Raw genomic sequence first — 26,271 nt, forward strand, 5'->3', positions numbered from 1 at the left:
CGGAGGCGCCGCACCTACATATATTGGGAAAAGGTGAGCGCATGGAACTCGTGATCGCAGTCGTGTTCGGGGCGATCGCCCTGATCACGGTGGTCACCCTGATCCGCGCGGTGCGGATCGTTCCGCAGCAGCGGATGGATGTCGTCGAACGACTGGGCAGATACAAGAAGACCCTGGGGCCGGGCCTCAACCTGCTGGTGCCGTTCATCGACGCGGTACGCACCAAGGTCGACATGCGGGAACAGGTGGTCAGCTTCCCGCCGCAGCCGGTGATCACCTCGGACAACCTCGTCGTGTCGATCGACACGGTGCTCTACTTCAAGGTCGTCGACCCGGTGCGGGCGACGTACGAGATCTCCAACTTCCTGCAGGCCATCGAGCAGTTGACCGTCACGACGCTGCGGAACGTCATCGGCTCGCTCGACCTGGAGCGGGCGCTGACCAGCCGCGAGGAGATCAACCGGCACCTGTCCGGGGTGCTGGACGAGACCACCGGCCGGTGGGGCATCAAGGTCACCCGGGTGGAGATCAAGGCGATCGAGCCACCGCCGAGCATCCGTGACTCGATGGAGAAGCAGATGCGCGCCGAGCGGGACCGGCGGGCGGCGATCCTCAACGCGGAGGGGCACAAGCAGTCGCAGATCCTCTCCGCCGAGGGTGAGAAGCAGGCGGCGGTGCTGCGGGCCGACGGTGACCGGCAGGCCCGCGTCCTGCAGGCCGAGGGGCAGGCCAAGGCGATCCGGACCGTCTTCGACGCGATCCACCAGGCCAACCCGAGCCAGAAGGTGCTCGCCTACCAATACCTCCAGGCGCTGCCGCAGATCGCCAACGGTCAGGCCAACAAGGTCTGGATCGTGCCGGCCGAGCTGACCAAGGCGCTCGAGGGGCTCGGCGGTGCGCTCGGCGGGCTCGGCGCGATGGTCGGCGACGCGCCGTCGAAGGAGGTCGACTCCGGCGCGGTCGAGCGGGAGGCGGCGGCCGCCGCCGAAGCCGCGGCCGCCGAGGCGCAGCGGGTCAACGACGAGGTACGCGCCGCGGAGGCGCAGGTGGGTGGCGGCGGCCAGCAGGCTGGCCTCGCGGGGCAGCCGGGTCTGCCGGCGGCGCCGCCGATGACCGCGACCGACTTCCTGAAGAGCTCCACACCGGACCGCGAGCAGGGCTGACCGGGGCGAGGTTCATCCAGCTCAGGACGGATATCCGAGAACCGGTCACGTTACCGCCCGGCACCTGTCACGATCGTTTCTACGACCGGTCAGGTGCCGGTGCCGGTTCCGGCGCCGACCGTCCGAAGGCGACCGGTCGGCAGGTGCCGGGCACCGGCGGGATGCCCGGCCGCGCGGAAGGCCCGGTGCCCATGAACCACGCCAAGCACAGTCGTCCCTCGTTCCTGTCCTCCTCGACCGCGCGGACGGCGCCGCTGCGGATCGTCACCCGGCTCGACGCCGGCCTCGCGGTGCTGACCGCGGCCCCGCCGTCGACCCCGGCCAACCAGCCGGTCACCAACGCCACCTGGGCGTTCTCCGTACGCCGGTTCGTGCGCCTCGCGGTCTGGGCGACGCCGGCGTACGCCCTGCTGTACGGGCTGGTCACCGCCGGCAGTCTCGACGGCGGGCCGGCGCCGTACCTCGAACACGGGTCCGCGCTGCACCTGCTCGGCTGGGTGGCCGCGGTCTGGCTCGGCCTGGTCGCGCTGGTGGCGCTGGCCGGGGTGCAGGTGTCGGCACGCAGCCGCCGGGCCGCCGCCACGGCACTGATGATCGGCATCGCGGGTGCCGCGCTGATGCTCCCGTTCGCCACCCTGCCCGCCGACACGGCGGTCTACGGGCTGGACGCCGGTGTGCTGTCGCTGGCCGGTGCGACCGTCTTCAGCGTCGGCTGGCTGGTGATGGGCTGGTCGGTACGCGAGTCGGGGCTGTTCAACCGCAGCGACGGGGTGCTGCTGATGCTCGCCGCCCCGATGCTGGGCGTCGCCGGACTCCTCGTCGGTCCACTGCAGACGGTCGGGGCGCTGCTGGCGCTGGCCGGTGGCATCGGTGTCGCCATCGGCACCGGGCGGCTCATGCCGGCGGCCGCGAAGCCCGCCGCGGCGGAGCCGGTGACCGCGACGCTGCCGTTCGCCACCGAGGCGGAGCCGGCCACCGCAGCCCAGGCCGGGCCGGTGCCGGCGAGCGCGGCGGCCGCGTCCGGCCCGGCGGCGTCCGGCGCTGCGGTCTCCGGTCCGGCCAAGGTGCCGGCGGCGAGCGCGGTGGCGGCCGAGGCGGTGGCGGCCGGGGCCAGTGCCGTCGCCGCCCGGGTGGCCACCCACGGCAGCCTCGCCGCACCCTGACCGGTCCCGCGCGGTCGACGCCTGCCGGCCCGTCCCCGGGTGGACCCGGGTGCGGGCCGGTGGTGCCATGATCGTCTGCGGCTCGGGTGTTTCCCGCCCGGCGTGTCGGCCGCCTGGACCGCAGACGATCGAGGCAGCGCGGACATCGACGGTCGACCCGGTCCCGGCCCGGTCCGTCGTGGTTCGGCAGAATCGGCGGGTGCCCGTCGAGCTGATCACCGACCCTGACGACGAGCGGATCGGCGACTACCGTGCGCTGACCGACGTCGAGTTGCGTACCCGCTGGGAGCCACCGCACGGCCTGTTCATCGCCGAGGGCGAGCTGGTCCTGCGCCGGGCGCTGCGGGCCGGCTACCGGCCCCGGTCGTACCTGGTCGACGCGAAGCGGGTCGAGCAGCTCGGCGACACCGGGGACGCGCCGGTCTACGCCGCCAGCCAGGACGTGCTGGAACGGGCGACCGGGTTCCACGTACACCGGGGGATGCTGGCCTCGTTCCACCGGCGCGAGCTGCCGACGGCGGCCGAACTGCTCGCCGCGGCCCGCCGGGTCGCGATCCTCGAAGACGTCAACAACCATACGAACCTCGGCGCCGTCTTCCGCGGGGCGGCGGCGCTGGGTGTCGACGGGGTGCTGCTGTCGCCGTCGTGTGCCGACCCGCTCTACCGGCGCAGCGTACGGGTCAGCATGGGCGAGGTGTTCGCGGTGCCGTACGCGACGCTCACGCCCTGGCCGGACGGTCTGGAGCAGGTGCGCGCGGCCGGCTTCACGGTGCTGGCGATGACGCCGGCCGCCGACGCGGTGCCGATCCAGCGGCTGACCGCCGAGCAGCGGGGCCGGGCGGCGCTGCTGCTCGGCGCCGAGGGGCCGGGGCTGTCCCGGCAGGCGCTGGCGGCCAGTGACGTACGCGTCGGTATCCCCATGCGGCGCGGCGTCGACTCGCTGAACGTCGCGGCCGCGGCCGCCGTCGCCTTCTGGGAGCTGGGCCGCGACGACCCCCTCCCCACCTGACCCCTCTCTTGATCCGCGTGATCAGGGAGTAAGGGTGTCTGGTCCCGGGGCGGGCCCGGGACCGGGCGGCGGCGGTCAGGGAGCGTCGTAGCCCAGCGTGTAGGAGCCGGCTCCGCTGACCGACCGGACCTGGTACAGGTAGTACCCGGCCGTGCCGTTGTACGTCAGCGTCTCGTCGGCGCCGGCGGTGGCGCCGGAGGCGACCGTGGCCCACGCGCTGCCGTTCCACTTCTGCAGGTGCAGGTCGAACTCGCTGCCGGCGGGACCGTCCAGGCAGGCGCGGTGCTGGCCGGAGGCGGCGGTGTGGAAGTAGGTGCCGTCCGGCTGGTATGCCGTGCCGCCGCTGGACAGCGAGCCGGTGCGTGAACTCCCGTAGCCGGTGCAGCCGGGGCCGCCACTGATCCTCGCCGCGATGGCGCGGTCCATCACCGCCAGGCTGACCGAGTTGAACGGCTTGGCCAGGCTACGCATCAGCGAGTCCTGCGACGGCCGGTAGATGCCGTACGCGTACTGGTGCCCGCCCTGGTACGCGCCGATCACGCCACCGTCCGGGGTCGCCTGGCCCAGGTAGGAGGCCCACTTCGTACCGCTGGGGTTGGTGGTGACGTTCGGCTGTCGGGGCTCGGATCCGGTGTACGTGGTGCCGGCCGTGAAGTACTCGTCGGCCAGCCCGCCGACCGAGTGCCCCAGTTCGTGGATGGCGATACGGCCGGAGGACGCGTTGCCGCCGGACACCGTGGACAGGCTCGGGTAACCGGCGCCGCCGTACGTGGTGCTGTTGCCGATCGCCACGATCGCGTCGACGCCGGGGGCCTGTGCCGCGTACTGCTTGGCCTTGGTCTCGTTCAGGCACAGCAGTCGGGCGATGCCGCCGCACCAGAAGTACATGTCCAGTGCGGTGTCCCGGCGGACGCCCTGGGTGGGGTCGTTGTCCACCCCCGACTGGTTGGAGATCACGTTGACCAGCCATACGTTGATCGATCCGCGGTGTTTGTTCCAGGGCTCTGTCGCGGCGATCTCGTTCCATTTGGTCTGGGCGTGCTGCCGCAGCAGGCCCATCTGCGACGCCGTGTAGCCGTCGCCCACGATGACCATGTCGAACCGGGTGCTGGACGGTCCGGTGTTCTGCAGGGCGATCACCTCCGCCGCCGCGGCGGCGGCGGACTGCTGCGGCGTCATGGCCGTGGCGCGTTCCGTGGGCAGGTACATCTGGGTGATCGTGCCGTCGGGCGAGAAGACCTCTCGCCATTGCCTGTCCTGCGCCGCCGCCGCGGCGGGCGGCGTCGAGGCGAACAGCAGGGTCGCGGCGAGGACAGCGGCGGCGGCCAGGGGTACGGGACGTCGGTGCATGCGGACGCTCCAGGGGGTTCGAGTGACCTGGGGGGACAGCGCGTGGTGCGTCAACACCATGCCGGTTTCGCACCCGCCGGCGGCAATCCCGAACCGGCATAGCACCCACGTGATCTCGCCCCGTCGTACCACGCGATCAACACCGCCCTGCGGTGACCTACGCGGCGGCGTATGGCCGGGCGTGTAGCCCGCACTGCCACCCTGTGCGGCGTCCGATGATCGAACTCAGCCGGGGCGCTCCGCGAACGACAGGAGCATTCGCGCCTCCAACCGGATCCCGAGCGCCGCGACGCCGTCGTGGCGGAAGAGGCTCAACATGGACCAGGCCTCGACCCAGTCCTCGATCGCGGCCAGCCGGGCCTGTTCGAGCCGGGTGGTGTACGCCAGCGACCACTCGTACGGCTCCAGGCCGGCGAGCACGTCACCGCGCCACAACGCCAGTCCCCGGGCGAGCTGCCCGGCGGCGACCGCCCAGTCGCCGGCGGCCAGCGCCGTCCGGCCACCGGCCACGAGCTGCTCGAACACGTCGGCGTCGCACTCCTGCGACGACACGTCCAGGCGGTAGCCACGGGAGACCAGCCGTGGGCGCGGGTGTCCGGTGGCCGTCGCCCGGTCCAGCACGGCCCGCAGACCCGACATCACGAGTACAGGTTGGCCCGCGCCGAGGCCGGCGGTCGCTCGCCCCACAGCGCGTACTCGATCTCGTCGGAACTCACCACCCGCCCGGCGTGCACCAGCAGGTAGGCGAGCAGGACGCGTTGTTTCTGCCGGGGCAGGGCGACCGTCGTGCCCTCCCGGTCCCGGATCTCGAGTGTCCCGAGCGCGTGGAAGGTCACTGTCCACTCCGGATGGAGACGCCGGCTTCGGTCACCGCGGGCCCCGTCGTCGGTTCGGGGTCAGACACACAGGACACCGTCCGTTCTGCACACTCACCGGTCGCCAGGAAGTGTATGGCGGCGCCGGCCACGGGTCCGGGTCACGTTGTCGCGATCCGCTCGGCGAGCCACGACATCCAGTGCCCCCGGTACGCGTCCTGCAGCTCCGGCAGCCGCCAGTCGCGTCCGGTGACCGTCTGCCGGCACAACGGGCTGCCGCACCGGCAGGTCATCGACCAGGTCTCCGTGCCGGTGAGCGTGGCGTAGTCGATCGTCAGTTCCTCGCCGGTGGGGATGGGTCGGCGAGCGACGACCGTCACCGCGTCCAGGTGCCAGAGATTCGGGTCGCAGGAGTGGTTGCCGTAGCGCACCGGGTGCGCCGGATCGAGCAGCAGGTTGGTGTCCTCCGCGACGGCGACGCTGCTGTAGGGCGGAGGGACGGCGGCCAGTGCCGCGTTGTCCAGCACCGCACCACCGAATGCCATGACCGGCTCGTCCCGGTCGATGGCGTGGGTGGCGAACAGGCCGTGTCCCTCGATGGGCGACGGACCCACCCGGGCCCGCGGCGTCAGCCAGGAGTCGGACGGGTAGCGGCGATCCGGCATCGATGATCCTCCAGGCGCGGCACTGGACCGGCCGGCGGACCAAGGGTACCGGGCGCTGGCCGCCCGGCCCGCAAGGGGTCTAGCGGCAGAACTTAAGAAAATTAAGATCAACCTCTTGAAAATTAATATTCGGCACGGCTAGGTTTCAGGTATGAGAGAGCAGGCGATGGACTGGCAGGAGCTTACGAACCTGACCCGGGGGCAGCCGTTCGTCGTCGAGCGGGTGCGCCTGGCCGGCAACGGTGTCGCGATCGAGGGCGAGTTCGAGCCACCGCAACTGGCTCAGCTCAGCGTCGAGGACCAGGTCTTCGTCACGGCGTTCGTGCGGTGCCACGGCTCCATCAAGGAGATGGAGCGGATCTTCGGGGTGAGCTACCCGACGATCAAGTCGCGGCTGAACCGGATCACGCAGATGCTCGACTTCGTCGAGACCGACCCGGCGCCGTCCCGGGCCGACGTCATCGATCGGTTGCGTCGCGGCGAGATCACCGCGCAGCAGGCACTGTCCGAACTGGAGAGCCGGACATGATGCCGCAGTTGCTGACCGTACGGGTCGAGCGCCCGGCCGGTCGTCCCGTCCGGGTCTGGGTCCCGGTGCTTCCCGTGGTGCTGGTGTTCCTGCCGGTCGTGGTCCTGACCCTGCTGGTGGCGGCCGTGGCCTGCCTCGTTTACCGCGTCAGCGTGGTGCGGGCGTTAGGCACCGGTTGGCGCGTGGTGTCCGCCCTGCCCGGCACCCGGTTCGACATCGAGCACGACCGTACGGCCGTGCTCGTGGCTATCAGATAGGAGCGTGGAGATGAACGAACAGCGTAAGGACATCCTCGACATGCTGGCCGAGGGCAAGATCACCGCGGAGGAGGCCGAACGGCTCATCGCCGCGCTCGAACGGGACGAGCCGCCGCCGGCATCGAGCCTCGACGCCCGGCCGAAGGGCAAGGCCAGGTATCTGCGGGTGATGGTGGACGCCCTCGACGAGAACGGCGTGCCGGGGCGGGTCAACGTACGGGTGCCGCTGCAACTCCTGCGGGCCGGGGTCCGGCTGACGGCCCTGATCCCGCCGCCGGCACTGGGTAAGGCCAACGCCGAACTGGGCAAGTCGGGCGTGCCGATCGACCTGACGCAGCTCAAGCCCGAACAGCTCGAGGCTCTGGTGGATCACCTCGAAGAGATGACGGTGGAGGTCGATCAGCCCGATGCCAAGGTGCGTGTCTTCTGCGAGTAGGCGCCGTCCAGGTGGACGGACCCTCGAGAGGGTGCTGGAACACCCTCCCGAGGCCGCGCCCGCTACAGCAGAGCACGTGAACTGCCAACCTGAAGTCTAGCCACCCGCCGAACCAGCAGGGCCCAGGGCAGCTTCGTCGGTGGCCGCGCCCGTACGGCGCGGTCACCGACGGAGGCCTTCGGGTCGGCGAGGCGATCGGCCGGCAACCTCCAAGATCCGCGTGATCAGGGGCCGCGGCCCCCGACACGCCGGCGACACCCCGGACTTACTCCCTGATCACCGGAATCATGGGCGGCTACCGTTAGCGGGTGTTCCCTACGGTCCGTCACGTGCTGGCGCTCGCGCCGGTGCGGCACGGGGTGCCCCGGATGCTCGCCGGGGCGGCCAGCCTGGACCGGGCGGTGCGCTGGGTGCACGTCGCCGAGGTGCCCGACATCGCGACCCTGCTCGGTGGGGGTGAACTCGTCCTGATGACCGGGATCGGGTTGCCCACCGACGACGCCGGGCTGCGTGCCTTCGTCGCCGACCTGGCCGACGTCGGCGTCTCCGGCCTGGTCGTCGAACTCGGCCGGCGCTTCACCGGGACGTTACCGAAGGTGATGGTCGCCGCCGCCGAGCGGCGCGGGCTGCCGCTGGTCGAGCTGCGTCGGGCCACCCCGTTCGTACGGATCACCGAGGCGGTCCACGCGCTGATCGTCGACGCCCAGCTCACCGAACTGCGGGCGACCGAGGAGATCCATCAGAGGTTCACCGAGTTGTCGGTGGAGGGCGCCGAGCCGGCGGACGTCGTACACCAGGCCGCCGCCCTGGCCGGCTGCCCGGTGGTGCTGGAGAACCTGTCCCGGCAGGTGCTCGCGTACGACACCGCGGGGGAGTCCGCCGAGATGCTGCTCGACGGCTGGGAGCAGCACTCGCGCCGGATCCAGCCGACCGGCCGGACCGCGTACGACTCCGACTCCGGCTGGCTCGTGACCACGGTCGGCGCCCGCGGGCAGGACTGGGGCCGGTTGCTGCTGCGCTGGTCCAACGAGCTGTCCGGCAGCGACCCGCCGCCGACCCGGCTGACGATCCTGGTCGAGCGGGCCGCGTCGACCCTCGCCCTGGGGCGGCTGATCCGCCGGGACGCCGAAGGGCTCGAGCGTCAGATCCACCGCACGCTGCTCACCGCCCTGCTCGACCACTCCCGGCCGGTCGACGAGGTCGCCCTGCGGGCCCGCGCGCTCGGTGTCGCGCTGGAACGCCACCACCTGGTCGGGGTGGTGGTCCGGTTCAGGGCCGACGACGGCGGCGCCGAGGCCGGTACGGAGGCGGCCCAGGCCCGGCTGCGGGACCTGGCCGAGGCCGTCGGGCAGGCAATGCGGGACGCCCGGCTGACCGGTCTGACCAGTGCCCTCGACGACCAGGCGGTGGGGGCGCTGCTGGCGTTGCGCGGCGCCGACGACGAGGAGCGGGCGCTGTCCGCGTTCGCCGCCGCGCTGCGCCGGGTACGCCTCGACGCCGGACCGCCCGGCCGGCCCCGTACCGGCGGTCCGGGCGACCACGGACCGGCCGCCGTGGGTCCGGCGACGCCGGCGAACGGCGTCCCCCGCCCGGGCGGGCTGATCGTCGCGGCCGGCTCGGGGGTCGGCACCCTGCGCGAGGCCCGCCGGTCGCTGATCGAGGCGCGGCAGGTCGCCGACGCCGCCCGCCACGACCGGCGGGACGTGTCGGTGTTCCGGCTGCCGCACGTCGGCCTGGCCGGCCTGCTGCACCTGCTGCGTGAGGAGCCGCGCCTGCAGACGTTCGTCGAGCGGGAGCTGGGGGCACTGCTGGCGTACGACGCGAAGCATCCGCGCGAACAGTTGCTCGGCACGCTGCGGGCGTACCTGGAGAACGGGCGGAACAAGTCGGCGGCGGCGACGGCGGCGCACCTGTCCCGGCCGGCGTTCTACGAGCGGCTGGCCCGGATCGCCCGGATCCTCGACGCCGACCTCGACTCGGTCGACGCCTGCCTGTCGCTGCACGTGGCGCTGCTGGCGCTGGACGCCGTACGGGACACCTGAGCCGGGCGGATCAGCCGGTCAGCCGAGCCCGTTCCTCGAGCCGTTCGATGCGTTCGACGAGGGGGCGCAGCTCCTGCCGGATCGCCGCGCCGAGGACCGCCGTCATCTCCGGCCCGGCGGCGGGTCCGCCCTGCTGCGCCGGCCGGTCGGCCGGGCCGCCGTTCTGAACCGGCTGGGCGGTCTGGGCGCGCAGGTGGACGTATCCCGCCAGGGCGGCGGCGACCGCGCGGCGGGTCAGCCGTAGTTCGGCGCCGAGTGAGCGCAGGACCTTTCCGGCGACACCGTCGGGTTCGGCGATCAACCCCAGCAGCAGGTGCTCACAGCCGACGTAGTTGTGGCCGTACGCGGTCGCCTCGGTGACCGCCAGTTCCAGCGCGCCCGCCGCCGGCACGCTGAACCGCCGCGATCCGGCGGGGGTTACCGGGTCGCTTTCGGCCAGGGTTTCGCGGGCGAGGTCGCGCGCGATCCGGGTCGGCTCGATCTCCACGGCGGGCAGCACCTGCAGGGCGAGGTTGGCGCCCTCGGTCAGCAGGCCGTGCAGCAGATGTCCACTGCCGACGATGGGTGAGCCGTCGACGCGGGCCCGGTCGATGCCGAGTCGCAGCGCGTCGCGGGCCCGGGCGGTGAAGTGCGGCAGCCGGGCGGCGAGGTCGTCGCCGTCGACGTCGCCGAGGCTGGTCTCGCGGATGGCGGTCACCCGGCGTACGGCCTGTTCGAGAGCGCGCTGGCAGACGGCGGAGACGGGCACGCCCGCCTCGCGGACCGCCTCGGCGAGTTCTTCGGGCAGATACACGTTGATCTTCGGCATGGTCGGCTCCTCCTCGTCCCCACCTGTAACCCTGTTATACCCCCATTGGGGTTATAGGGCCAGTGTGAGCCGGAACCCGGATTCGGAACGCTCTTGATCGGGAAGGAAACAGGACGGCGTCGCCGATACAGGGACGCGCGCCGGCCCGCGCCACGGGCCGGCGCCGAGTCAGGCACGGGAGGAACCACCGTGGAGATCACCGGCATCATCACCGCACTGATCATCGGCGCCGTCGTCGGTGCGCTCGGCAGGCTCGTCCTGCCCGGCCGGCAACGCATCTCGTTCCTGCTCACCATCGCCGTCGGGATCGTCGCGGCCCTGCTGGGCACGCTGCTGGCCACCGTGATGGGGGTGGCCGAGACCCGTGGCATCGACTGGATCGAACTATTCATCCAGATCGCCCTCGCCGCGATCGGGGTCGGCATCGTCTCGGCCGCCGTCGGTCGCCGCTGACCGCCGACATCCGGCCGGCTTGATCAAATTCTCTAAACTGCCTGATCATGGCGGCACGACGACCGGACCAGGGCCCGATCGAGCACCGCGGGACACGCCCGCGACGGCGTACGGGGGGTCGGGTGGACCTGGACAAGGGCACCCGGCCCCGCCAGCGCCGGGACGTCTCGGTGCTGCCGGGCCTGCTGGCCCTCGTCGCGCTCATCGGCGGCCCGATCCTCGCCGGTGTGTTCGCCGTACCCATCCGCGCCACGGTGGCCGGCGCCGCCTGCCGGATCACCGGCTGCTCCGGCGTCGGCATGGTCACCGCCGGCTGGCTGGTCGTCGCACTCCCGCTCATGATCCTGATCACCGGCCTGCTGGTCGGCCGCCGGGCGGGCCGGATCGGCCAGGCCGCGTTCATCGTCGCGGGCATCCTGGCCGGCCTCGTGGCCCTGGTCTTCGTGCCCGGACGCGGCACCTCGTTCGCCTCGATCATGCGCGGCGTCGGCGCCGGCGCCGACCAGATGGCCACCGGCCTGCGGTGGGGACTGATCGGACTGGTCGCCGCCGGGGTGCTGGCCGTCGCCGCCCTGATGATGGCGCAGCGGCTGCGTAGCCCCGTCCGGGCGGCCACCGCGACCGTGGCCGCGCTGGCGCTGGTGACCACCCTCGGCGTCGCCTGGGTCCGTGCCACGCCCACCTACCTGACCGCCGCCGACGTCTTCTCCGAGGCGAGCTTCACCATCGGCGGCAACACCCTGACCCGGCAGAGTTCCGCGGACCGGCGCGGCTGTGCCGGCGTCCTGCCCGACGACGGGCCGCTGGAACGGGCACCCTGCATCCGTACGCTGCACGCCACCTTCACCACCGACGACAGCGACGCCCTGGTGAACTTCCGGGCCGTGCTCTATCCGAGCAACGACGACGCCCGGGCCGTGCGCGAAGCCCTGCCGGACGGACTCGCCCCGGCCGACGCGCACGGCGAGGTACGCACCGTCTTCTCGGTCGCCAGTTCCTGGCTGCTCATCGGCGCGGTCGGGCACGCCGACGGCCGTTCGATCCAGACCGGCGACCGCGGCTGGCTGCTGTGGGCGCTGAAGTGCGTCACGTACCGGTTCCTCGGCGTGCAGTCCGGCCTCGGCGTGGACCCGACACCGGAGAACGGCATCGGCCCGCGCCGCCCCTGACCACCGGACCGCGACCGCCGGCTAGAACAGCGCGGTCAACGCCTTGGCGTACGGCGGCGGCACGTGGTTGGGCCCGGCCGGGGTGAACACGTCGGTACGCGACGCCGCCGGCCACGCCTCCGCCGGCACCGCCGCCATCAGCGACCGGACGACCGGCGCCCCGCGCCACTGCTCCTGCTCGGCCAGCAGCCCCAGCGCCACCAGCGACTCCTCGACCTCGCCCACGCACTCGAACGGCTTGTGCGCGTCGATGCCGAGCAGTTCCAGGTAGCCCGGCACCTGCGCCGGGTCGGCGAGCAGGTCGGCACCGAAGATGCCGCCGATCCGGGCCCGCGACATGAACGGCGCCATCGCCAGGAACACGAACCGGCACTTCGGGCAGTCGCCGCACCACCGGGCGCTCGGGTCGTGCAGCTTGAACGCCGCGTTGCAGCTGGTCACCACCGCGTCGTAGCGGTCGAACCGGGCGAACAGCCGGGCGATGTGCAGCTCGGACAGCGACCGCAGCAGCGAGAAGTACGGCTCGGTCAGCCCGGCGTGCTCCGACAGCGCCGCCCGCAGCAGCCCCTCGGCCTCGACCCCCTTCGACCACTGGTGGTTGATCTCGTGACCGTTCCAGATCAGGTTGGGGTCGGACGCCGACCGCTCGTTCGACATCACCACCGGGCCCAGCCCGTGCAGCACCGCCGTGCCGACCGCGATCAGCGAGTTGATCGCGGTGACCGGGATGTGGCCGTTGCGGGCGCCGGCCTTGTTCAGCTCGAACAGCAGCGGGTCGAGCCGGCGGCGGGCGGCCAGCGCCGGCAGCCCGGCCGCCGCGTTCACCGACTCGATCACCGGGTTGGGGTTGACCGAGAACGGCACCGGGTCGAAGCCGCCCTGCCGCAGCGCCTCCAGGCTGACGATCGAGTCCTTGCCGCCACCGACGGCCGACAGCGGCCGCCGGTCGGACGTGTCGACCACCGTCGGCGCCGGCAGTTGCCCCACCGGTACGTCGAGTACCAGCTCCAGCACGTGCGGCAGGTCGTTGCGGTAGGCGTACTCGGCCAGGCCCCAGGTGTAGACGGCCTGGACCAGCGCGGTCGCGGCCGTGCCCAGCGGGGCCGGCGCCGCGAGCGACGGCGGTGCGGCCGCCTTGTAGTAGCTCACCCCGGCGAGCAGGTGCAGCAGCTCCAGCACCCGGTGGAAGGTCAGCATCGTCTCCGCCGCAGGCGGCCGCTCCGGCAGCGGGAACGTCACCGTCTCGGTGAACCGGACCTCGCCGTCGGGGCCGTCGAGGGCGTAGTCGAACGACGCCACCCCGCTGTCCGGATCGAAGGAGTACGACGGGAAGGTGAAGGAACGCATCCCCCGGAGCTGTTCGTTGCGCACACGCCATACTAGGCAGGCCCGACCCTGACCGAAGGAGAATGCCGGTGCGCCTGGCCGACCTGCGCGGACGTTCGGTGGCCGTCTGGGGGACCGGCCGGGAGGGCCGGGCGGCGGTCACCGCGATCGCCGCACACGCGCCCGCCCGACTGGTCGCCGTCGACGACAGCGCCAACTTCCTGTCCCTGCCCTGGGACGGCGAACTGGCCCGGATCGCCCCGCTGCACGGCGGCGACGAGGCGTTCGGGCAGCTGGCCGCCGCCGACGTCGTGGTCCGCTCGCCCGGCGTACCGCAGACCCATCCCTGGGTCGTCGCGCTGCGCGAGCGGGGCATCCCGATCACCGGCGGCACCGCCCTGTGGATGGCCGACCACGCCGACCGGACCGTCGGGGTCACCGGCAGCAAGGGCAAGAGCACCACGTCGAGCCTGATCAGTCACCTGCTCACCGCCGTCGGCCGGCCGAACGTCTTCGGCGGCAACATCGGCGTACCCCTGCTCGACCTGCCCGAGGCCGACCTCTATGTGCTGGAGCTGTCCAGCTACCAGTGCGGCGACCTGGCCGACTCGCCCCGCGTGGCGGTGGTGACCTCGCTGTTCCCCGAGCACCTCGACGCGCACGGCGGCGAGCGCGAGTACTACCGCGACAAGCTCAACCTGCTCGCCCACGACCCGGCGACGATCGTGGTCAACGGTGCCGACAAGCGCCTGCTCGCCGAACTCGCCGCCCTGCCGGCCGTCGCCGGCCGACCGGTCCTGACCGCCGGCCGCTCCGACGTCGCCCCCGGACCGCTGCCGACCGGTGGCCTGGTCGGCGTGGCCGGGCCGGCCGGCGAACCGACCGTGGTCGGCGGGCCCGGACCGGTGGGGGAGCCGGTACTCACCGACCGCCCCGGCGGACCGGTCGTCGACGGCGCCGACCGGTTCCACCTGGCCGTCGGGCCGGACGGCACCGAGTACGTCCACGCCGGCGACCGCCCGCTCTTCCCGCGTGCGGCCCTGCCGCTGGTCGGCCGGCACAACGGCCGCAACCTGTGCGTGGCACTGGCCGTCGTCGAGGCGCTCGGCGTCGACGTGATCGCCGAGGCCGACACGCTCGCCCGGGCGGCCCGCTCGTTCGCCGGGCTGCCGCACCGGCTGGCCGAGATCGCCGACCCGTCCGGGGTGACGTTCGTCGACGACACCCTGTCGACCAGCCCGTACTCGGCGATGCACGCCATCGACGCGTACGACGGGCGGTCGCTGACCGTGATCGTCGGCGGCACCGACCGGGGCCTGGACTACACCCCGCTGCGCGAGCACCTCGCCGACCGCGAGCTGACCGTGATCGGCATCCCGGACAGTGGCGAGCGGATCGTCGAGACGCTGCGCGACCTGCCCGGCGTACGCGCCGAGGTGGCCGAGGACCTCGTCGCGGCGGTGGCCCTGGCCCGTACGCTCACCCCGGCCGGCGGGGCGGTGCTGCTGTCGCCGGCCGCCCCGAGCTACGGCCGGTTCCGCAACTTCGAGCACCGCTCCGAGGTCTTCGTGAAGGCAATCGCCGACACCGCCTGACCTTCCCGGATCCTGCCGGCGCGGATGCCGGCGACCTCAGTCGCCGCCCCCGCAACCGCCGCCACATCCACCGCCGCAGCCCGAGGAGCCCGAGCCGCCGGCGCCACCGCCACCGGCACCCCACTTGTCGTTGTTGCTCGACCCACCATCGTCGGCGGAGGACATGATCAGCCAGGCCCCACCGCCGATGAGACCCAGGGTCAACACCCACTCCATGGCGTCCACGCCGCCGAGGATGCCGCTGAGGACGAAGATCCCGAACCAGATCTGCAACGCTTTCTTGACCACCATTACATTGAAGCTCGTAGGTGGTTGGGAGGTAAGGGTGATCGCGCTGCGCCGCAGGATCCGCATCGACCGGATGACCCGGGCCGTCGACGGTCTGGAGTTACCCGACGCCGTCTTCAAGACATGCCCCTACCGGCCCCGCGAACTCGTCGAGACCGGGCTGCGGCAGTGGCTGCGCTGCTGCGGTGCGGCGATGCGCGACAACCGGATCATCGGCATGCCCTCGCACGCCGTCGACGAGGCCTGGCACGGCCTCATCCTGTGCACCGCCCGGTACACGGCGTTCTGCGCGGCGGCGTACGGCCGCTACCTGCACCACCACCCCGAGGGCGGCGGTCTGCCGGGCACCGTCGCCGACGCGGGATCGATGCACGACCGGCTGGGCCGCACCGTCGTCGCCTGGTCGATGGTGGCCCGGCCCGGTGAGCGGTGCGTGCTGTGGGACCTGGACGCCCGGGTCGGCGTACCCGAACCGTGGGGCATCCCGGCCGAGCGGGTCACGGCGATCGAGGCACTGCTCCACACCGGCTAGGACAGGGTCGCGTGCAGAGCGCGCATCGAGCGGACGGCGGAGCGGATCTCCTGCAGGTAGCGGCCCGGCGTCAGCACCGGAACCGGCATCCGGTCGTCCAGGTCGGACGGCGGATGGCCGACGGTCTCGATGCCGCAGCCGTACGGCAGGCCCAGGGTGCGCAACGCGTCGCAGTGCTGGAACGGCACGTAGATCGGCGCGGTGACCAGCAGTACCGGGTCGCCGGGGGACAGCCGGATCCGGCTGGCCCAGAACCGCTGCGTGTCGGCGGTGTGCGCGCGACGTACGGCGGGGTCGCCCGAAGGGGCGGCCAGCACCCGGACCTGCGGGCCGCCGGCCGGCCGGTAGATCCGCTCCGACCAGGAGCGGTGCGGGTCCTCGCTGTTCTCGCCGTGCGTGGCGACCGGAACGTCCACGCCGAACTCCCGGCGGACCGTCGCGTCCAGGGCGTCCACCTCGGACCGGCAGCCGGTGACGCCGGCCGCCGCCAGCGACGCCGTCTCGTCGGCGGTCAGCGGCCGGAAGCTACCCAGCACGGCCACGGTCGCGGCGGTGAGCCCCACGCCGGCCGTCGCTGATCCGACCGCGGGACGCAGCAGCCGGGCGGCGCACCGGACGCGGGAGACGCAGGCGTGTGCCAGGCCGCCCAGGACGACCAGGTGGGCGTACCCGGACCTGGCCGGCGGCCGTGGGGTGACCAGGCCCAGGGCCCGCGCGGACGCCAGCACCCGGCGGGCGGTTTCCGGCGGCAGTGCGGGTTCGCGGGCCTCCGGCCGTTCCCGGCCGGCGCGGAAGTCCCAGTGTGCGGCCGAGAAGTCGTCGAGCCAGGCCAGGGTGGCGCCCAGGTCCGCCGTCGGCGGCCGGCCGCCGAACGCGGTGACCAGGTCGGACAGTGCCGGCGACCCGAGCCAGCCGGCGATGCCGGCGGCGACGTCGGCGGCCGTGGCACCGGGCGCACCGGTCGGCAGCGGTACGGCGGGCACGGTCACCGGCGGATCGTATCGGTAAACGGCGGGCCGCTCGGAGCGTTCCGCCGGTTGACGGAGTGTCAATCGACGCGTGTCGGTGAGCTACATCCTGACGGTTGCCACGGGTGGTCATCGGTGGCAGCGTGCAAAGATCCGCGTACCCGGGTGAGGGGTTTGCTGCCATGACCACTGACGACCTGCTGGCCCGGCACCGGGCTGTGCTGCCCTCCTGGATGCCGCTCTACTACCAGGAGCCGATCGAGATCGTATCCGGCGCTGGATGCCGGGTCACCGACGCCCAGGGGCGCACCTACCTGGACTTCTTCGGCGGCGTGCTGACCACGATGATCGGGTACGACATACCGGAGATCCGCGAGGCGGTCGAACGCCAGCTGCGCACCGGCGTGGTGCACACCTCCACCCTCTACCTCATCCGCCAGCAGGTCGAACTCGCCGAGAAGGTCGCCCGGCTGTCCGGCATCCCCGACCCGCGGGTGTTCTTCACCAACTCCGGCACCGAGGCCAACGAGGCGGCGCTGCTCGTCGCCACCAACCACCGCCGGTCGCACCAGATCCTCGCCGTACGCAACAGCTACCACGGCCGGTCGTACGCGGCGATGGGCATCACCGGACACCGCAGCTGGTCGGCGTCGGCGCTGAACCCGCTCCAGGTGAGCTGGCTGCACTCCGGCGACCGGCTGCGCGGGCTGCTGTCCCGCCTCGACCCCGAGCAGCACGTCGAGGCGGCCGTCGACGACCTGCGCGAGGTGCTGGCCACCCAGACCTCCGGCGACGTCGCCGCGCTGATCGCCGAACCGATCCAGGGCGTCGGCGGCTTCGTGCACGCCCCCGACGGGCTGCTCGGCGCCTGGAAGAAGGTGCTCGACGAGACCGGCATCCTGCTCATCTCCGACGAGGTACAGACCGGCTGGGGCCGCACCGGCGAGCACTTCTGGGGCTACCAGGCCCACGACGTGGTACCCGACCTGCTGACCTTCGCTAAGGGGATCGGCAACGGGTTCGCGCTCGCCGGGGTCGTCGGCCGGGCCGAGGTGCTCAACGAGGTGCACGCGACCAGCTTCTCCACGTACGGCGGCAACCCGGTCTCCACCGCGGCCGGCAACGCCGTCATCGACTACCTGCTCGACCACGACCTGCAGGCCAACGCCGCCCGGGTCGGCGCGATCCTCGGCGACGGGCTGCGGGCGGCGGTCACCGACCGGGGCATCGTCGGCGACGTACGCGGCAAGGGGCTGATGCTGGCGGTCGAGTTCGTCCAGCCGGGCAGCCGCGAACCGAACACGGCGGCGACCGTCGCCGTGTTCGAGGAGTGCCGGCGCGGCGGGCTGCTGGTCGGCAAGGGCGGCCTGTACGGCAACGTGCTGCGGATGGGGCCGCCGTTGACCCTGACCGAGGACGAGGCCCGCGAGGGCCTGGCGATCCTGGTCGACGCGATCACGAAGGTGGATGGGGCATGAGCGAGCGTATTACCCACTTTGTGGACGGGAAGCCGTGGACCGGGGAGCCGGGGCGTACCGGTGAGGTCTTCGATCCGGCGACCGGCACGGTCAGCGGTCACGTCGACCTGGCCGGCACCGCCGACGTCGACATCGCCGTCGCCGCCGCCGTACGGGCCGGCCGGGAGTGGCGCGACGCGTCGCTGGCCCGGCGTACCTCGGTCCTGTTCGCCTTCCGGGAGATCGTCAACGCGCGGCGGGACGAACTCGCCGCCACCATCACCGCCGAACACGGCAAGGTGCTGTCCGACGCGGCCGGCGAGGTCCAGCGCGGGCTGGAGATCATCGAGTACGCCTGCGGCATCCCGACGCTGCTCGCCGGCGGCCACAGCGAGAACGTGTCGACCGGCGTCGACTCTTACACGCTGCGGCAGCCGCTCGGCGTCGTCGCGGTGATCTCCCCGTTCAACTTCCCGGCGATGGTGCCGCTGTGGTTCGTGCCGATCGCGGTCGCCTGCGGCAACACCGTCGTGCTCAAGCCTTCGGAGAAGGACCCGTCCAGCGCCGGCCTGCTCGCCGCCTGGTTCAGCGAGGCCGGCCTGCCCGACGGCGTCTTCAACGTCGTACACGGTGACAAGGAGGCGGTCGACGCGCTGCTCGACCACCGGGACGTGAAGTCGGTGTCGTTCGTCGGCTCCACCCCGGTCGCCCGCTACGTCTACGAGCGCGGCACCGCCGCCGGCAAGCGGGTGCAGGCGCTCGGCGGGGCGAAGAACCACATGGTGGTGCTCCCCGACGCCGACCTCGACCTGGCCGCCGACGCCGCCGTCAACGCCGGGTTCGGGTCGGCGGGGGAGCGGTGCATGGCGATCTCCGTCGTCGTCGCCGTCGAGCCGGTCGCCGACGCCCTGGTGGAGCGGATCGCGGCCCGGATCGGCGGCCTGCGTACCGGTGACGGCCGCCGCGGCTGCGACATGGGACCGCTGGTCACCGCCGCGCACCTGGCCCGGGTGACGTCGTACGTCGAGGCCGGCGCGGCCGCCGGCGCGAAGGCGGTGGTCGACGGGCGGGACGTGGTGGCCGACGGTGCGGCCGGCGGCTACTGGCTCGGCCCGACCCTGTTCGACCACGTCACCCCGGACATGTCGATCTACACCGACGAGATCTTCGGGCCGGTGCTGTCGGTGGTCCGGGTCGCCTCGTACGACGAGGCGCTGGCCCTGGTCAACGCGTGCGAGTACGGCAACGGCACGGCGATCTTCACCAACGACGGCGGGGCGGCCCGCCGCTACCAGCACGAGGTCGAGGTCGGCATGGTCGGCGTGAACGTGCCGATCCCGGTGCCGATGGCCTACTACTCGTTCGGCGGCTGGAAGTCGTCGCTGTTCGGTGACACGCATGCGCACGGCCGCGAGGGCGTGCACTTCTTCACCCGGGGCAAGGTCGTGACGAGTCGCTGGCTCGACCCCAGCCACGGCGGCATCAACCTGGGCTTCCCCACCCAGACCTGAGTCCCGCCCGCCCCTGACGCGCCCCTGACGCGCGTTGATCAAGGAGAAGTCGCGCGACGAATCGCCGCGATCCGGGCACGGCTTCTCCTTGGTCAACGGCAGGGGGGTTCACTCCCGGTCGAGGACCCGGTACGTGCCGGCTTCGTCCGTGGCGCCGGCGAGATCGGCGAAGTCCACGTTCCCGATGGACAGGTTGGTCGAGACGTCGGCGTACCAGCGGACCGGCAGCCGGAACGTGCGGCCGGGTTCGTCGTACGTGTCGACGGCGAGCAGGGGATTCTCGTCGTCGGTCATCGTGATGGTGTCGGCGAGGAACAGATAGGTCAGCTTGTCGTCGTCGCGGGCGGCGGCATCGAGGTCGACGATCGCCTGGACCGAGATTCCGGCGTAGGCAGCGTCGCTGACGAAGGTCGCGTGGGGATGCCGGTCGAGAAGGCCGATCTGTTCTTGCAGGGCGTGCCATGCGGTGTCGTCGGCGAAGTCGGTGCGGAGAACCAGCGACGTCAGGTCGGCCGGCTGGGGCAGGCGGATCATGTCCGTGATCCTCGCAAGCGTCGGCATGCCGCCGGTGCCCGCAGAACCGGGCGGCCTCGTCCGGGTGTCGCTCAGGCCGGCCCGTAGGTTCTGGCGAGTACGCCTACCGTGGCGGCCATCGCCTGGCGCAGTTCGGCCGGCGCGACGACCTCGACGTCGATGCCGAGCCGCAGCAACTCACCGCAGGCGTGCCCGGTGCTCTCGGTCGGGATGACAGCCTCGATCCATCCGTCGTCGCCGACGGCGGTCGCGGTGGCATCGACTGCCCGGACCACCTCCGGCGGGACGTTGTCGGGCAGCCGCCGACGCCCCTGCGCGGACAGGCGGATGGTGGCGGTGCCGGTGTAGCGGCGGGCCTGGAAATCGTCGAGGTAGGAGGTCCAGTACGCGGCCAGGTCGAAGTCCCGCGGCCGGTCGAACCGTTCGTCGCTCGGCGTCGCGTCGAGGACCTGGGCGACCCGGTAGGTCGAGACGCGGTCGTTGGTGGCGGCCACGAGATACCAGACACCGGACTTGAGCACCAGGCCGTAGGGGCGAAGGTGGCGGTTCACCTCCTGCGGAGCCCGCCAACGGAGGTAGTGCACGTCCACCGCGCGCCCGGTGAGGATCGCGTCGGCGAACAGGGGCAGGTACGGCGTCTGTTCGGGTTCCCGATACCAGCCGGGCGCGTCGAGGTGGAACACCGCCGCGGTCCGCGTCGCCTCCTCGCGCAGCCCTGCCGGCAGCGCGGCCAGCAACTTGAGCCGGGCTGTCATCGTCTCCGCCGCGAGCCCCAGGTCGGCGGCGGGGCCCGGCAGTCCGGCGAAGAGCAGCGCCCGCGCCTCGCTCTCGCTCATTCCGGTGAGGCGGGTGCGGTAACCGTCGAGCAGTTGATAGCCGCCCCCGGGGCCCGGCTCCGCGTAGACCGGGACCCCGGCGGCCTGCAACCGCGCCAGGTCGCGGTAGGCGGTCCGTACCGACACCCCTAGTTCGTCGGCGAGCGTGCGGGCCGACATGCGGCCACGGGATTGCAGCAACAGCAGCACCGACAGCAGTCGACCGGCAGACACGGACGCATTTTCCCGGGAACCCTGACAGCACCTGGCACACGGCCGCCCTACCGTCGGTGCGTTCCCGGCTCGGACCGAACGAGCCGGGAACCCGTACCCGGAAATGAGAGCCGAACAGGAGCCCGTCGTGTCCCCTACCAACCCTGTCGACCGCATCCAAGTGATCGAGCTTCGCCAGTACAGGCTGCGGTCCGGCCGGCGCGACGAGCTCATCGAGCTGTTCGACCGGGAGTTCGTGGAGACCCAGGAAGAGGCGGGGATGGCCGTGCTCGGCCAGTTCCGGGATCTCGATGATCCGGATCGCTTCGTCTGGCTGCGGGGGTTCCGGGACATGGCGGCGCGTCACCGCGCACTGGCGGCCTTCTGCGAAGGTCCGGTCTGGGCCGAGCACGGTCCCCAGGCCAACGCCACCATGATCGACTCCGACGACGTCCTCCTCCTGCGTCCCCTGTCGGCCGGAAGCGGCTTCGTCACCTCCCCGGCCGGGCGGCCCCGGGCCGGCGCCCCGGCGCCGGAGCGATTCGTGTCCGCGACCCTGTGGTCCTTCCCTCCCGGGCGACACGAGGGCGTCGCGCTGGTCCGGGACGGTCTTCTCCCCGTGTTGCACGAGACGGGACCCGCGCCGCTCGCCGTCCTGGCCACCGAGACGGCCCACAACACGTTCCCCAGACTGCCGGTCCGCACCGGGGAGAACGTCGCCGTGATCTTCACCTCGTATCCCGACGAGAGGGCCTACCGGCAGCACCTCGCCGATGTGCGGGATCACCCCGTCGTACGGGACGACATCCTGCCGGGCATCGAGCGGGCGCAGACAGCAGCGCCCCGGGTACTGCGCCTGGCGCCCACCGGCCGCTCGCTCATCTTCTGACCTGGCCGTCGGGTTGGGGTGGGCGGGCGCGGGCGGTGGTGGCGCGGGCGAGTTCGAGGGCGGCGACGCCGACGAGGAACGATGCCAGTGCCCAGCCGGGCATCCCGAGCAGCTGCTCGCCCGCCCGTGGTGCGGCGTTGATGCCGACCAGGCCCGCGGTGGCCGCCGCGAAGCCGGCCACGGTCAGCGCCGACCGGGTCGTGGCCCGGCCGCCCCGCTGGTCGGGTACGGCGTCCCGCAGCCGGTGGGCGGCGCGGGTCTCGACCCGGCCGAAGACCGCGACCAGGCCGGCGAGCAGCACGATCAGCATGAGCAGCCAGGGCACCCGCCAGAGCCACCAGTCGAGCGTGCCGACCGGCGGGGTGGGCAGCACGCCGAGGGCGTCGAGCAGCCCGGCGAGCAGGAGTACGGCGCTGACGTGCCAGAGGAAGACCGTGAGCACGAACGCGTTGATCGCCACGACAAGCGTCCACCCCGCCGTAGCCCCGCCATCCCGCCCTTCCCCACGATCTTGCGGTTGTCGCCTCCCATTGTGGGCAGAAGGGGGAGACAAGTGCAAGATCGCGGGAAGCCGGGAGCCGAGCCGGCGCAGCAGCAGGATCAGGGCGATCTGGGTGGTGGCCAGGGTGAGCAGGGCGAGGCTCGGCGGTGACATGTTGTGCAGTCGCTCACCCGGAATGTTGATCATGCTGACCGGATACGGCCCGAGCCAGGTCAGCAGGACCGTGGCGGTGAACCCGCCGACCAGCAGCGGCACCAGCACCCGGGGCCGGGTCGGCCAGCCCGGCCGGCCCGCGCACGCGTCCCGCCAGGCGAAGCCGACCTGATGGATGGCGAGCCACCCGAACAGGAAACCGCCGACCGCCAGCCCGCCGTGCCCGGCCAGCCGGGCGAGATCCCCTAGTGCGACGAGGCCGGCGAGTACCAGCGGCACCGCGACGCCGTACCGGCGGTGCAGGGCGTACATGGGCCGGGTCAGCAGCACCACCAGCAGGTACGGCGACAGGAACCACAGCGGGATCGCCGCGAACCAGACCGCGTCGCGGACCAGTTTCGGGTCGGCGCCGGCGATCCGGGCGACGAGCGCGGCGAGGGCGAGCGTCACGAGCAGGACCGTGGTCGGTAGCAGCAGCCGGCGGCCCCGGTCGAGCAGCCAGGTGACGGTGCTGCCGCCGCGGTCGCGGTGCGCGGTCAGCGAGGCGGCGTTGGCATACCCGCCGACGAGGAAGAACACCGGCAGCACCTGGACCAGCCAGGTCAGCGGCCAGGCCCAGCGCAGGTCGGGTAGCGCGGAGTGCCCGGTGAGCCGCCCGTCCGGGGTGTGCGCGATGACGGTGACCAGCCAGTGCCCGAGGACCACCAGCGTGATCGCGAGGGCCCGCAGCGAGTCGACGTAGCGGTCCCGGCTCGCCGGGGTGCGCGCGGCGAGCTGACGCAGGCCGGCCAGCGGTCGGGGCATGCCCCGACGCTATGCGCCGGCCCGGCCACCGCGACCGCGAACGCGGCAAGCCGGCCGGCGCGGGTCCGACGCCGTACGGCTGTCGGGGGGCGCTAGGGTACGCACCGGTTTCGCGCCGGCCGGCCCGGGACCGCCGGGCGGGGAGGCGACGGATGGTGTCGGTGCACGAGGCGACGCTCAGCTCCGGCGACGGCATCGTCCTCGTCGAGGATCTGGACTACGAGGCCGTCTCGGCCGCGATTGGCGGGGCCTTCGCCGACTCGGCCGGGCCACCCGGGCACGCGCGGTGGCGCGAAGCTCTTCGGCAGCAGCGGCGGATCCTGCTCATCCGCTGCGCCCATCAGTAGAGCCGGCCCCTGATCCGGGTCGAGGTGTGGGACATGGTTCCGGCGGTGTTCGAGGCGCGAACGGAGATCTACCGGATCCAGGAGGAGACCTTCCGCCTCACGGCGACCGAGTCCGACGCCGTGTGGCGGCGGCTCATCGGTGTCGAGCGCTATCTCCTGCGGCTCTGGCCGGCCGAGGTCTAGCCGTCGGGCGTGAAGGCCGGCGGTACGGGTATGGACCCGCGTGGCCTCACCGCCGGTGCGTGACGTGCGGGTACGTCCCGAACTGCTCTACGTGGCCAGCGGCTGGAGCACGCTGGTCACCGACGTACGGGGGCGGGTCGGCGGCACCGATCCGCAGGGCTTCTTCGCCGACAACACCCGGGTGCTCAGCCGGGAACGGATCACCGTCGACGGGCGGACGCCGACCGTGTTCAGCACGGCCGACGTCGCCGCGCACGCGCAAATGTCGTACGCGGCGTTGGCCGAGGCGGAGGTGTTGCCGTCGGTCGCGGCGTACCTGGTGGTGGAGAGGTTCGTCGGCGCCGGGCTGCGGACCCGGCTGCGGGTGCTCAGCTACGCCGCGGCCCCGCTGTCGCTGCGGCTCGGGGTGGAGGTCGACGCGGACTTCGCCGACACCGTCGAGGCGGAGTCGGGGCGGCGCCGGCAGGAGGGGCCGGTGACCCGGTCGTGGGACGGCCGCGAGCTGCTGTTGACGTACGGGCGGCCGGGGCTCGACCGGGCGGTGGCGATCGGGGTGCACGGCACCGACGGGTTCGGGTACGCCGACGGCGCGTTCACCGTCGACCTGAACGTGCCGCCGCGTGGTGAGGCGTCGGTGGAGGTGCTGGTCGAGCCGGTCTTCGACGGCGTGCGCCGGTACGCCCCACCCCCGCTGTTCACCGACCCGCCCGCCGAGCCGCGATCTTGCACTTCTCGCCCGGCGAATCCGGCGAATGGAGGAGACAACCGCAAGATCGCGGGGACGGGGGAGCGGGACGCGGGGACGGGGGAGCGGGACACGGCGGCGGAGGCACGGGCGGAGCTGCGGCGGGAACTGTCCGGGCTGCGGTCGACGAATCAGGGCGTCGCCATGGCCTGGGCGACCGCCGTACGGGATCTCGCCGCGCTGCCGCTCGGCGAGCCGGCCGGCCCGACGGCGCCGTTCGCCGGACTGCCGGCGTACCAGCAGATCTTCGGCCGGGACACGCTCGCGACCTCCTGGCAGGCGCTGCTGGCCGGGCCGACGATGCTGCGCGACAGCCTGCGCCTCAACGCCGGCTACCTGGGCCGGCGGTTCGACGACTGGCGGGACGAGGAGCCGGGCAAGCCGCTGCACCAGGCCCGGCGGGGGCCGGTGTCGGTGCTCGGGCTGGACGCCTTCGCGCGCTACCACGGCGACTACGCCACCGGTCCGGACTTCCTGTTCGGCCTCGGCCAGTACCTGGCCTGGACCGGTGACCTCGACACCGTACGCGAGCTGATGCCGGCGGCCCGGCGGATCGTGGCGTGGCTGGACCGGTACGGCGACCTCGACGGTGACGGGTTCCTGGAGTACCGGTGCCGGTCGGCGGCCGGGGTGCGCAACCAGGGCTGGAAGGACTCCGACACCGCGATCGTCGACGAGCGGGGCGAGGTGGTGGGCAACCCGATCGCGACCAGTGAACTCCAGGCGTACTGGTACGCCGCCCTGCGGCACGGGGCGCTGGCGTTCGCCGCGACCGGCGAGCGGGCGTACGCGGTCCGGCTGGTCGGCCGGGCGGCGGCGCTGCGCCGGCGGTTCCAGCGGGCGTTCTGGCTGCCGGAGCACGGGTTCCACGCGATGGCGTTGGGGCCGGACGGCCGGCCGGTGGTGTCGGCCAACTCGAACGACGGGCACCTGCTGGCGGCCGGGATCGTGTCGCGCCGGGTCGCCCGGGTGGTGGCCGACCGGCTGATGAGTCCGGACATGTTCAGCGGCTTCGGGGTCCGGACGCTGTCGGCGGACCATCCGGCCTACAACCCGTTCAGCTACCACCGGGGCAGCGTCTGGCCGGTCGAGGCGGGCACGGTGGCGCTGGGGCTGGCCCGGTACGGCTGCTGGCCGCACCTGCATGCGGTGGCGGAGGGCCTGTTCGCGGCGGCCGGGATGTTCGAGGGGCACCGGCTGCCGGAGGTGCTGAGCGGGCTGTCCCGGTCCGAGACGCCGTACCCGGGGGTCTATCCGGACTCGTGCTCGCCGCAGGCGTGGTCGGCGAGCACGGTGGTGGCGATCGTGCAGGCGCTGCTCGTGGCCCGGCCGGTCGGTCCGCTGCGGACCCTGCTGGTCGATCCGCACCTGCCGGCGTGGCTGCCCGATCTGGAGATCGAGGGGGTACGGGTCGGTGGGGCGATGTTCGACCTGCGGGTCCGTCGGCGCCGCGACGGTACGGCCTCGGTGCGTACCCGGGGTGACCGGATCCTGGTGCTGCGCCGGCCGCCGCGGGACGCCCGGCGCTGACCGCCGCGCGTTCGTGCCGG

At 72.7% G+C, this 26,271-nt stretch carries 26 protein-coding genes and 3 pseudogenes; 18 read left to right on the plus strand and 11 right to left on the minus strand.

Annotated features, from left to right (window positions below; translation table 11 throughout):
- Positions 1–41 precede the first annotated feature (41 nt).
- From QCD66_RS10440 to QCD66_RS10450, 3 genes are all read left to right on the plus strand, one after another.
- Positions 42–1,163: an SPFH domain-containing protein gene (locus QCD66_RS10440; protein ID WP_364215159.1), complete on the plus strand. Its 1,122-nt coding sequence runs from the start codon at positions 42–44 to the stop codon at positions 1,161–1,163.
- A gap of 185 nt (positions 1,164–1,348) precedes the next feature.
- The gene (locus QCD66_RS10445; protein ID WP_407567095.1) at positions 1,349–2,326 is read left to right on the plus strand and encodes a hypothetical protein; all 978 of its coding nucleotides are present in this window, start codon (positions 1,349–1,351) and stop codon (positions 2,324–2,326) included.
- A 67-nt stretch (positions 2,327–2,393) separates the two neighbouring features.
- Positions 2,394–3,335 carry a TrmH family RNA methyltransferase gene (locus tag QCD66_RS10450; protein ID WP_375734106.1) on the plus strand — a complete coding sequence of 314 codons (942 nt, stop codon included), beginning with the start codon at positions 2,394–2,396 and terminating at the stop codon, positions 3,333–3,335.
- Positions 3,336–3,725: 390 nt separating this feature from the next.
- Here the strand turns inward: QCD66_RS10450 and QCD66_RS10455 are convergent.
- From QCD66_RS10455 to QCD66_RS10470, 4 genes and pseudogenes are all read right to left on the minus strand, one after another.
- Positions 3,726–4,685 (minus strand): annotated as a pseudogene (locus QCD66_RS10455) (M64 family metallopeptidase); the annotation flags it as partial.
- A 225-nt stretch (positions 4,686–4,910) separates the two neighbouring features.
- Positions 4,911–5,324 carry a BTAD domain-containing putative transcriptional regulator gene (locus QCD66_RS10460; protein ID WP_375734107.1) on the minus strand — a complete coding sequence of 138 codons (414 nt, stop codon included), beginning with the start codon at positions 5,322–5,324 and terminating at the stop codon, positions 4,911–4,913.
- Positions 5,324–5,521, minus strand: coding sequence for a hypothetical protein (locus QCD66_RS10465; RefSeq protein WP_375734065.1), 198 nt, complete (start codon positions 5,519–5,521; stop codon positions 5,324–5,326). Before QCD66_RS10465 ends, QCD66_RS10460 begins: the two co-directional genes overlap by 1 nt.
- Before the next feature lie 140 nt (positions 5,522–5,661).
- A complete protein-coding gene (locus QCD66_RS10470) occupies positions 5,662–6,165 on the minus strand; it encodes an SET domain-containing protein (protein WP_364215147.1) in 504 nt (167 codons plus the stop codon).
- Between the two features lie 151 nt (positions 6,166–6,316).
- Here QCD66_RS10470 and QCD66_RS10475 point away from each other — a divergent pair, with 151 nt between their 5' ends.
- From QCD66_RS10475 to QCD66_RS10490, 4 genes are all read left to right on the plus strand, one after another.
- Complete coding sequence (locus QCD66_RS10475; RefSeq protein WP_364215144.1) at positions 6,317–6,694, plus strand: DUF2089 domain-containing protein; 378 nt, start codon at positions 6,317–6,319, stop codon at positions 6,692–6,694.
- Positions 6,691–6,951, plus strand: coding sequence for a hypothetical protein (locus tag QCD66_RS10480; RefSeq protein WP_375734066.1), 261 nt, complete (start codon positions 6,691–6,693; stop codon positions 6,949–6,951). Before QCD66_RS10475 ends, QCD66_RS10480 begins: the two co-directional genes overlap by 4 nt.
- Positions 6,952–6,961: 10 nt before the next feature.
- Entirely contained in the window at positions 6,962–7,387 is a 426-nt protein-coding gene (locus tag QCD66_RS10485) for an SHOCT-like domain-containing protein (protein ID WP_364215141.1), read from the plus strand.
- A 368-nt stretch (positions 7,388–7,755) separates the two neighbouring features.
- The gene (locus tag QCD66_RS10490; protein WP_364215598.1) at positions 7,756–9,429 is read left to right on the plus strand and encodes a PucR family transcriptional regulator ligand-binding domain-containing protein; all 1,674 of its coding nucleotides are present in this window, start codon (positions 7,756–7,758) and stop codon (positions 9,427–9,429) included.
- Between the two features lie 10 nt (positions 9,430–9,439).
- Here QCD66_RS10490 and QCD66_RS10495 read toward each other — a convergent pair whose 3' ends face one another.
- Positions 9,440–10,237, minus strand: a complete 798-nt coding sequence (locus QCD66_RS10495; protein ID WP_375734067.1) for a Clp protease N-terminal domain-containing protein — start codon at positions 10,235–10,237, stop codon at positions 9,440–9,442.
- A gap of 189 nt (positions 10,238–10,426) precedes the next feature.
- On the opposite strand from QCD66_RS10495, the gene QCD66_RS10500 reads away from it, so the two are divergent.
- Together QCD66_RS10500 and QCD66_RS10505 are read left to right on the plus strand one after the other, a co-directional pair.
- The gene (locus QCD66_RS10500; protein WP_364215135.1) at positions 10,427–10,690 is read left to right on the plus strand and encodes a GlsB/YeaQ/YmgE family stress response membrane protein; all 264 of its coding nucleotides are present in this window, start codon (positions 10,427–10,429) and stop codon (positions 10,688–10,690) included.
- Between the two features lie 122 nt (positions 10,691–10,812).
- On the plus strand, positions 10,813–11,859 hold the full coding sequence (locus QCD66_RS10505; protein ID WP_375734068.1) for a hypothetical protein: 1,047 nt from the start codon (positions 10,813–10,815) through the stop codon (positions 11,857–11,859).
- Positions 11,860–11,880: 21 nt separating this feature from the next.
- Here QCD66_RS10505 and QCD66_RS10510 read toward each other — a convergent pair whose 3' ends face one another.
- A complete protein-coding gene (locus tag QCD66_RS10510) occupies positions 11,881–13,230 on the minus strand; it encodes a hypothetical protein (RefSeq protein ID WP_375734069.1) in 1,350 nt (449 codons plus the stop codon).
- Between the two features lie 44 nt (positions 13,231–13,274).
- On the opposite strand from QCD66_RS10510, the pseudogene QCD66_RS10515 reads away from it, so the two are divergent.
- Together QCD66_RS10515 and QCD66_RS10520 are read left to right on the plus strand one after the other, a co-directional pair.
- A pseudogene (locus QCD66_RS10515) lies at positions 13,275–14,006 on the plus strand (Mur ligase family protein); the annotation flags it as partial.
- 144 nt (positions 14,007–14,150) lie between these two features.
- Positions 14,151–14,780, plus strand: a pseudogene (locus tag QCD66_RS10520) (UDP-N-acetylmuramoyl-L-alanine--D-glutamate ligase); the annotation flags it as partial.
- Between the two features lie 36 nt (positions 14,781–14,816).
- On the opposite strand, the gene QCD66_RS10525 reads toward QCD66_RS10520, so the two are convergent.
- Positions 14,817–15,071 (minus strand): hypothetical protein, encoded by a 255-nt coding sequence (locus QCD66_RS10525; protein WP_375734070.1) that lies wholly within the window; start codon positions 15,069–15,071, stop codon positions 14,817–14,819.
- A 34-nt stretch (positions 15,072–15,105) separates the two neighbouring features.
- Between QCD66_RS10525 and QCD66_RS10530 the strand changes: the two genes are divergently transcribed.
- Complete coding sequence (locus tag QCD66_RS10530; RefSeq protein ID WP_375734071.1) at positions 15,106–15,600, plus strand: hypothetical protein; 495 nt, start codon at positions 15,106–15,108, stop codon at positions 15,598–15,600.
- Here QCD66_RS10530 and QCD66_RS10535 read toward each other — a convergent pair.
- Positions 15,597–16,589, minus strand: coding sequence for a hypothetical protein (locus QCD66_RS10535; protein WP_375734072.1), 993 nt, complete (start codon positions 16,587–16,589; stop codon positions 15,597–15,599). The genes QCD66_RS10530 and QCD66_RS10535 overlap by 4 nt on opposite strands.
- 161 nt (positions 16,590–16,750) lie before the next feature.
- Between QCD66_RS10535 and QCD66_RS10540 the strand changes: the two genes are divergently transcribed.
- Positions 16,751–18,046, plus strand: a complete 1,296-nt coding sequence (locus QCD66_RS10540) for an aspartate aminotransferase family protein (RefSeq protein ID WP_364215120.1) — start codon at positions 16,751–16,753, stop codon at positions 18,044–18,046.
- On the plus strand, positions 18,043–19,536 hold the full coding sequence (locus QCD66_RS10545) for a CoA-acylating methylmalonate-semialdehyde dehydrogenase (protein ID WP_364215117.1): 1,494 nt from the start codon (positions 18,043–18,045) through the stop codon (positions 19,534–19,536). The genes QCD66_RS10540 and QCD66_RS10545 overlap by 4 nt, the downstream gene beginning before the upstream one ends.
- Positions 19,537–19,644: 108 nt before the next feature.
- On the opposite strand, the gene QCD66_RS10550 is transcribed toward QCD66_RS10545, so the two are convergent.
- Positions 19,645–20,070, minus strand: coding sequence for a DUF6924 domain-containing protein (locus QCD66_RS10550; protein ID WP_375734073.1), 426 nt, complete (start codon positions 20,068–20,070; stop codon positions 19,645–19,647).
- Between the two features lie 71 nt (positions 20,071–20,141).
- Positions 20,142–21,119, minus strand: a complete 978-nt coding sequence (locus QCD66_RS10555; RefSeq protein WP_375734074.1) for a helix-turn-helix transcriptional regulator — start codon at positions 21,117–21,119, stop codon at positions 20,142–20,144.
- A 127-nt stretch (positions 21,120–21,246) separates the two neighbouring features.
- Here QCD66_RS10555 and QCD66_RS10560 point away from each other — a divergent pair, with 127 nt between their 5' ends.
- Positions 21,247–21,987: an NIPSNAP family protein gene (locus tag QCD66_RS10560; RefSeq protein ID WP_407567096.1), complete on the plus strand. Its 741-nt coding sequence runs from the start codon at positions 21,247–21,249 to the stop codon at positions 21,985–21,987.
- Here QCD66_RS10560 and QCD66_RS10565 read toward each other — a convergent pair.
- A complete protein-coding gene (locus tag QCD66_RS10565) occupies positions 21,977–23,446 on the minus strand; it encodes an acyltransferase family protein (RefSeq protein WP_375734076.1) in 1,470 nt (489 codons plus the stop codon). The genes QCD66_RS10560 and QCD66_RS10565 overlap by 11 nt on opposite strands.
- Before the next feature lie 152 nt (positions 23,447–23,598).
- On the opposite strand from QCD66_RS10565, the gene QCD66_RS10570 reads away from it, so the two are divergent.
- The 3 genes from QCD66_RS10570 to QCD66_RS10580 are packed head-to-tail and all read left to right on the plus strand — an operon-like array spanning position 23,599 to position 26,251.
- Complete coding sequence (locus QCD66_RS10570) at positions 23,599–23,793, plus strand: hypothetical protein (RefSeq protein WP_375734077.1); 195 nt, start codon at positions 23,599–23,601, stop codon at positions 23,791–23,793.
- A gap of 33 nt (positions 23,794–23,826) precedes the next feature.
- Positions 23,827–23,976, plus strand: a complete 150-nt coding sequence (locus QCD66_RS10575; RefSeq protein WP_375734078.1) for a hypothetical protein — start codon at positions 23,827–23,829, stop codon at positions 23,974–23,976.
- A gap of 55 nt (positions 23,977–24,031) precedes the next feature.
- A complete protein-coding gene (locus QCD66_RS10580; protein WP_375734079.1) occupies positions 24,032–26,251 on the plus strand; it encodes a glycogen debranching N-terminal domain-containing protein in 2,220 nt (739 codons plus the stop codon).
- Positions 26,252–26,271: the final 20 nt, after the last annotated feature.

It is taken from the genome of Polymorphospora sp. A560, from assembly GCF_045781765.1.
In the GTDB taxonomy this organism is placed as follows: Bacteria; Actinomycetota; Actinomycetes; order Mycobacteriales; family Micromonosporaceae; genus Polymorphospora; species Polymorphospora lycopeni.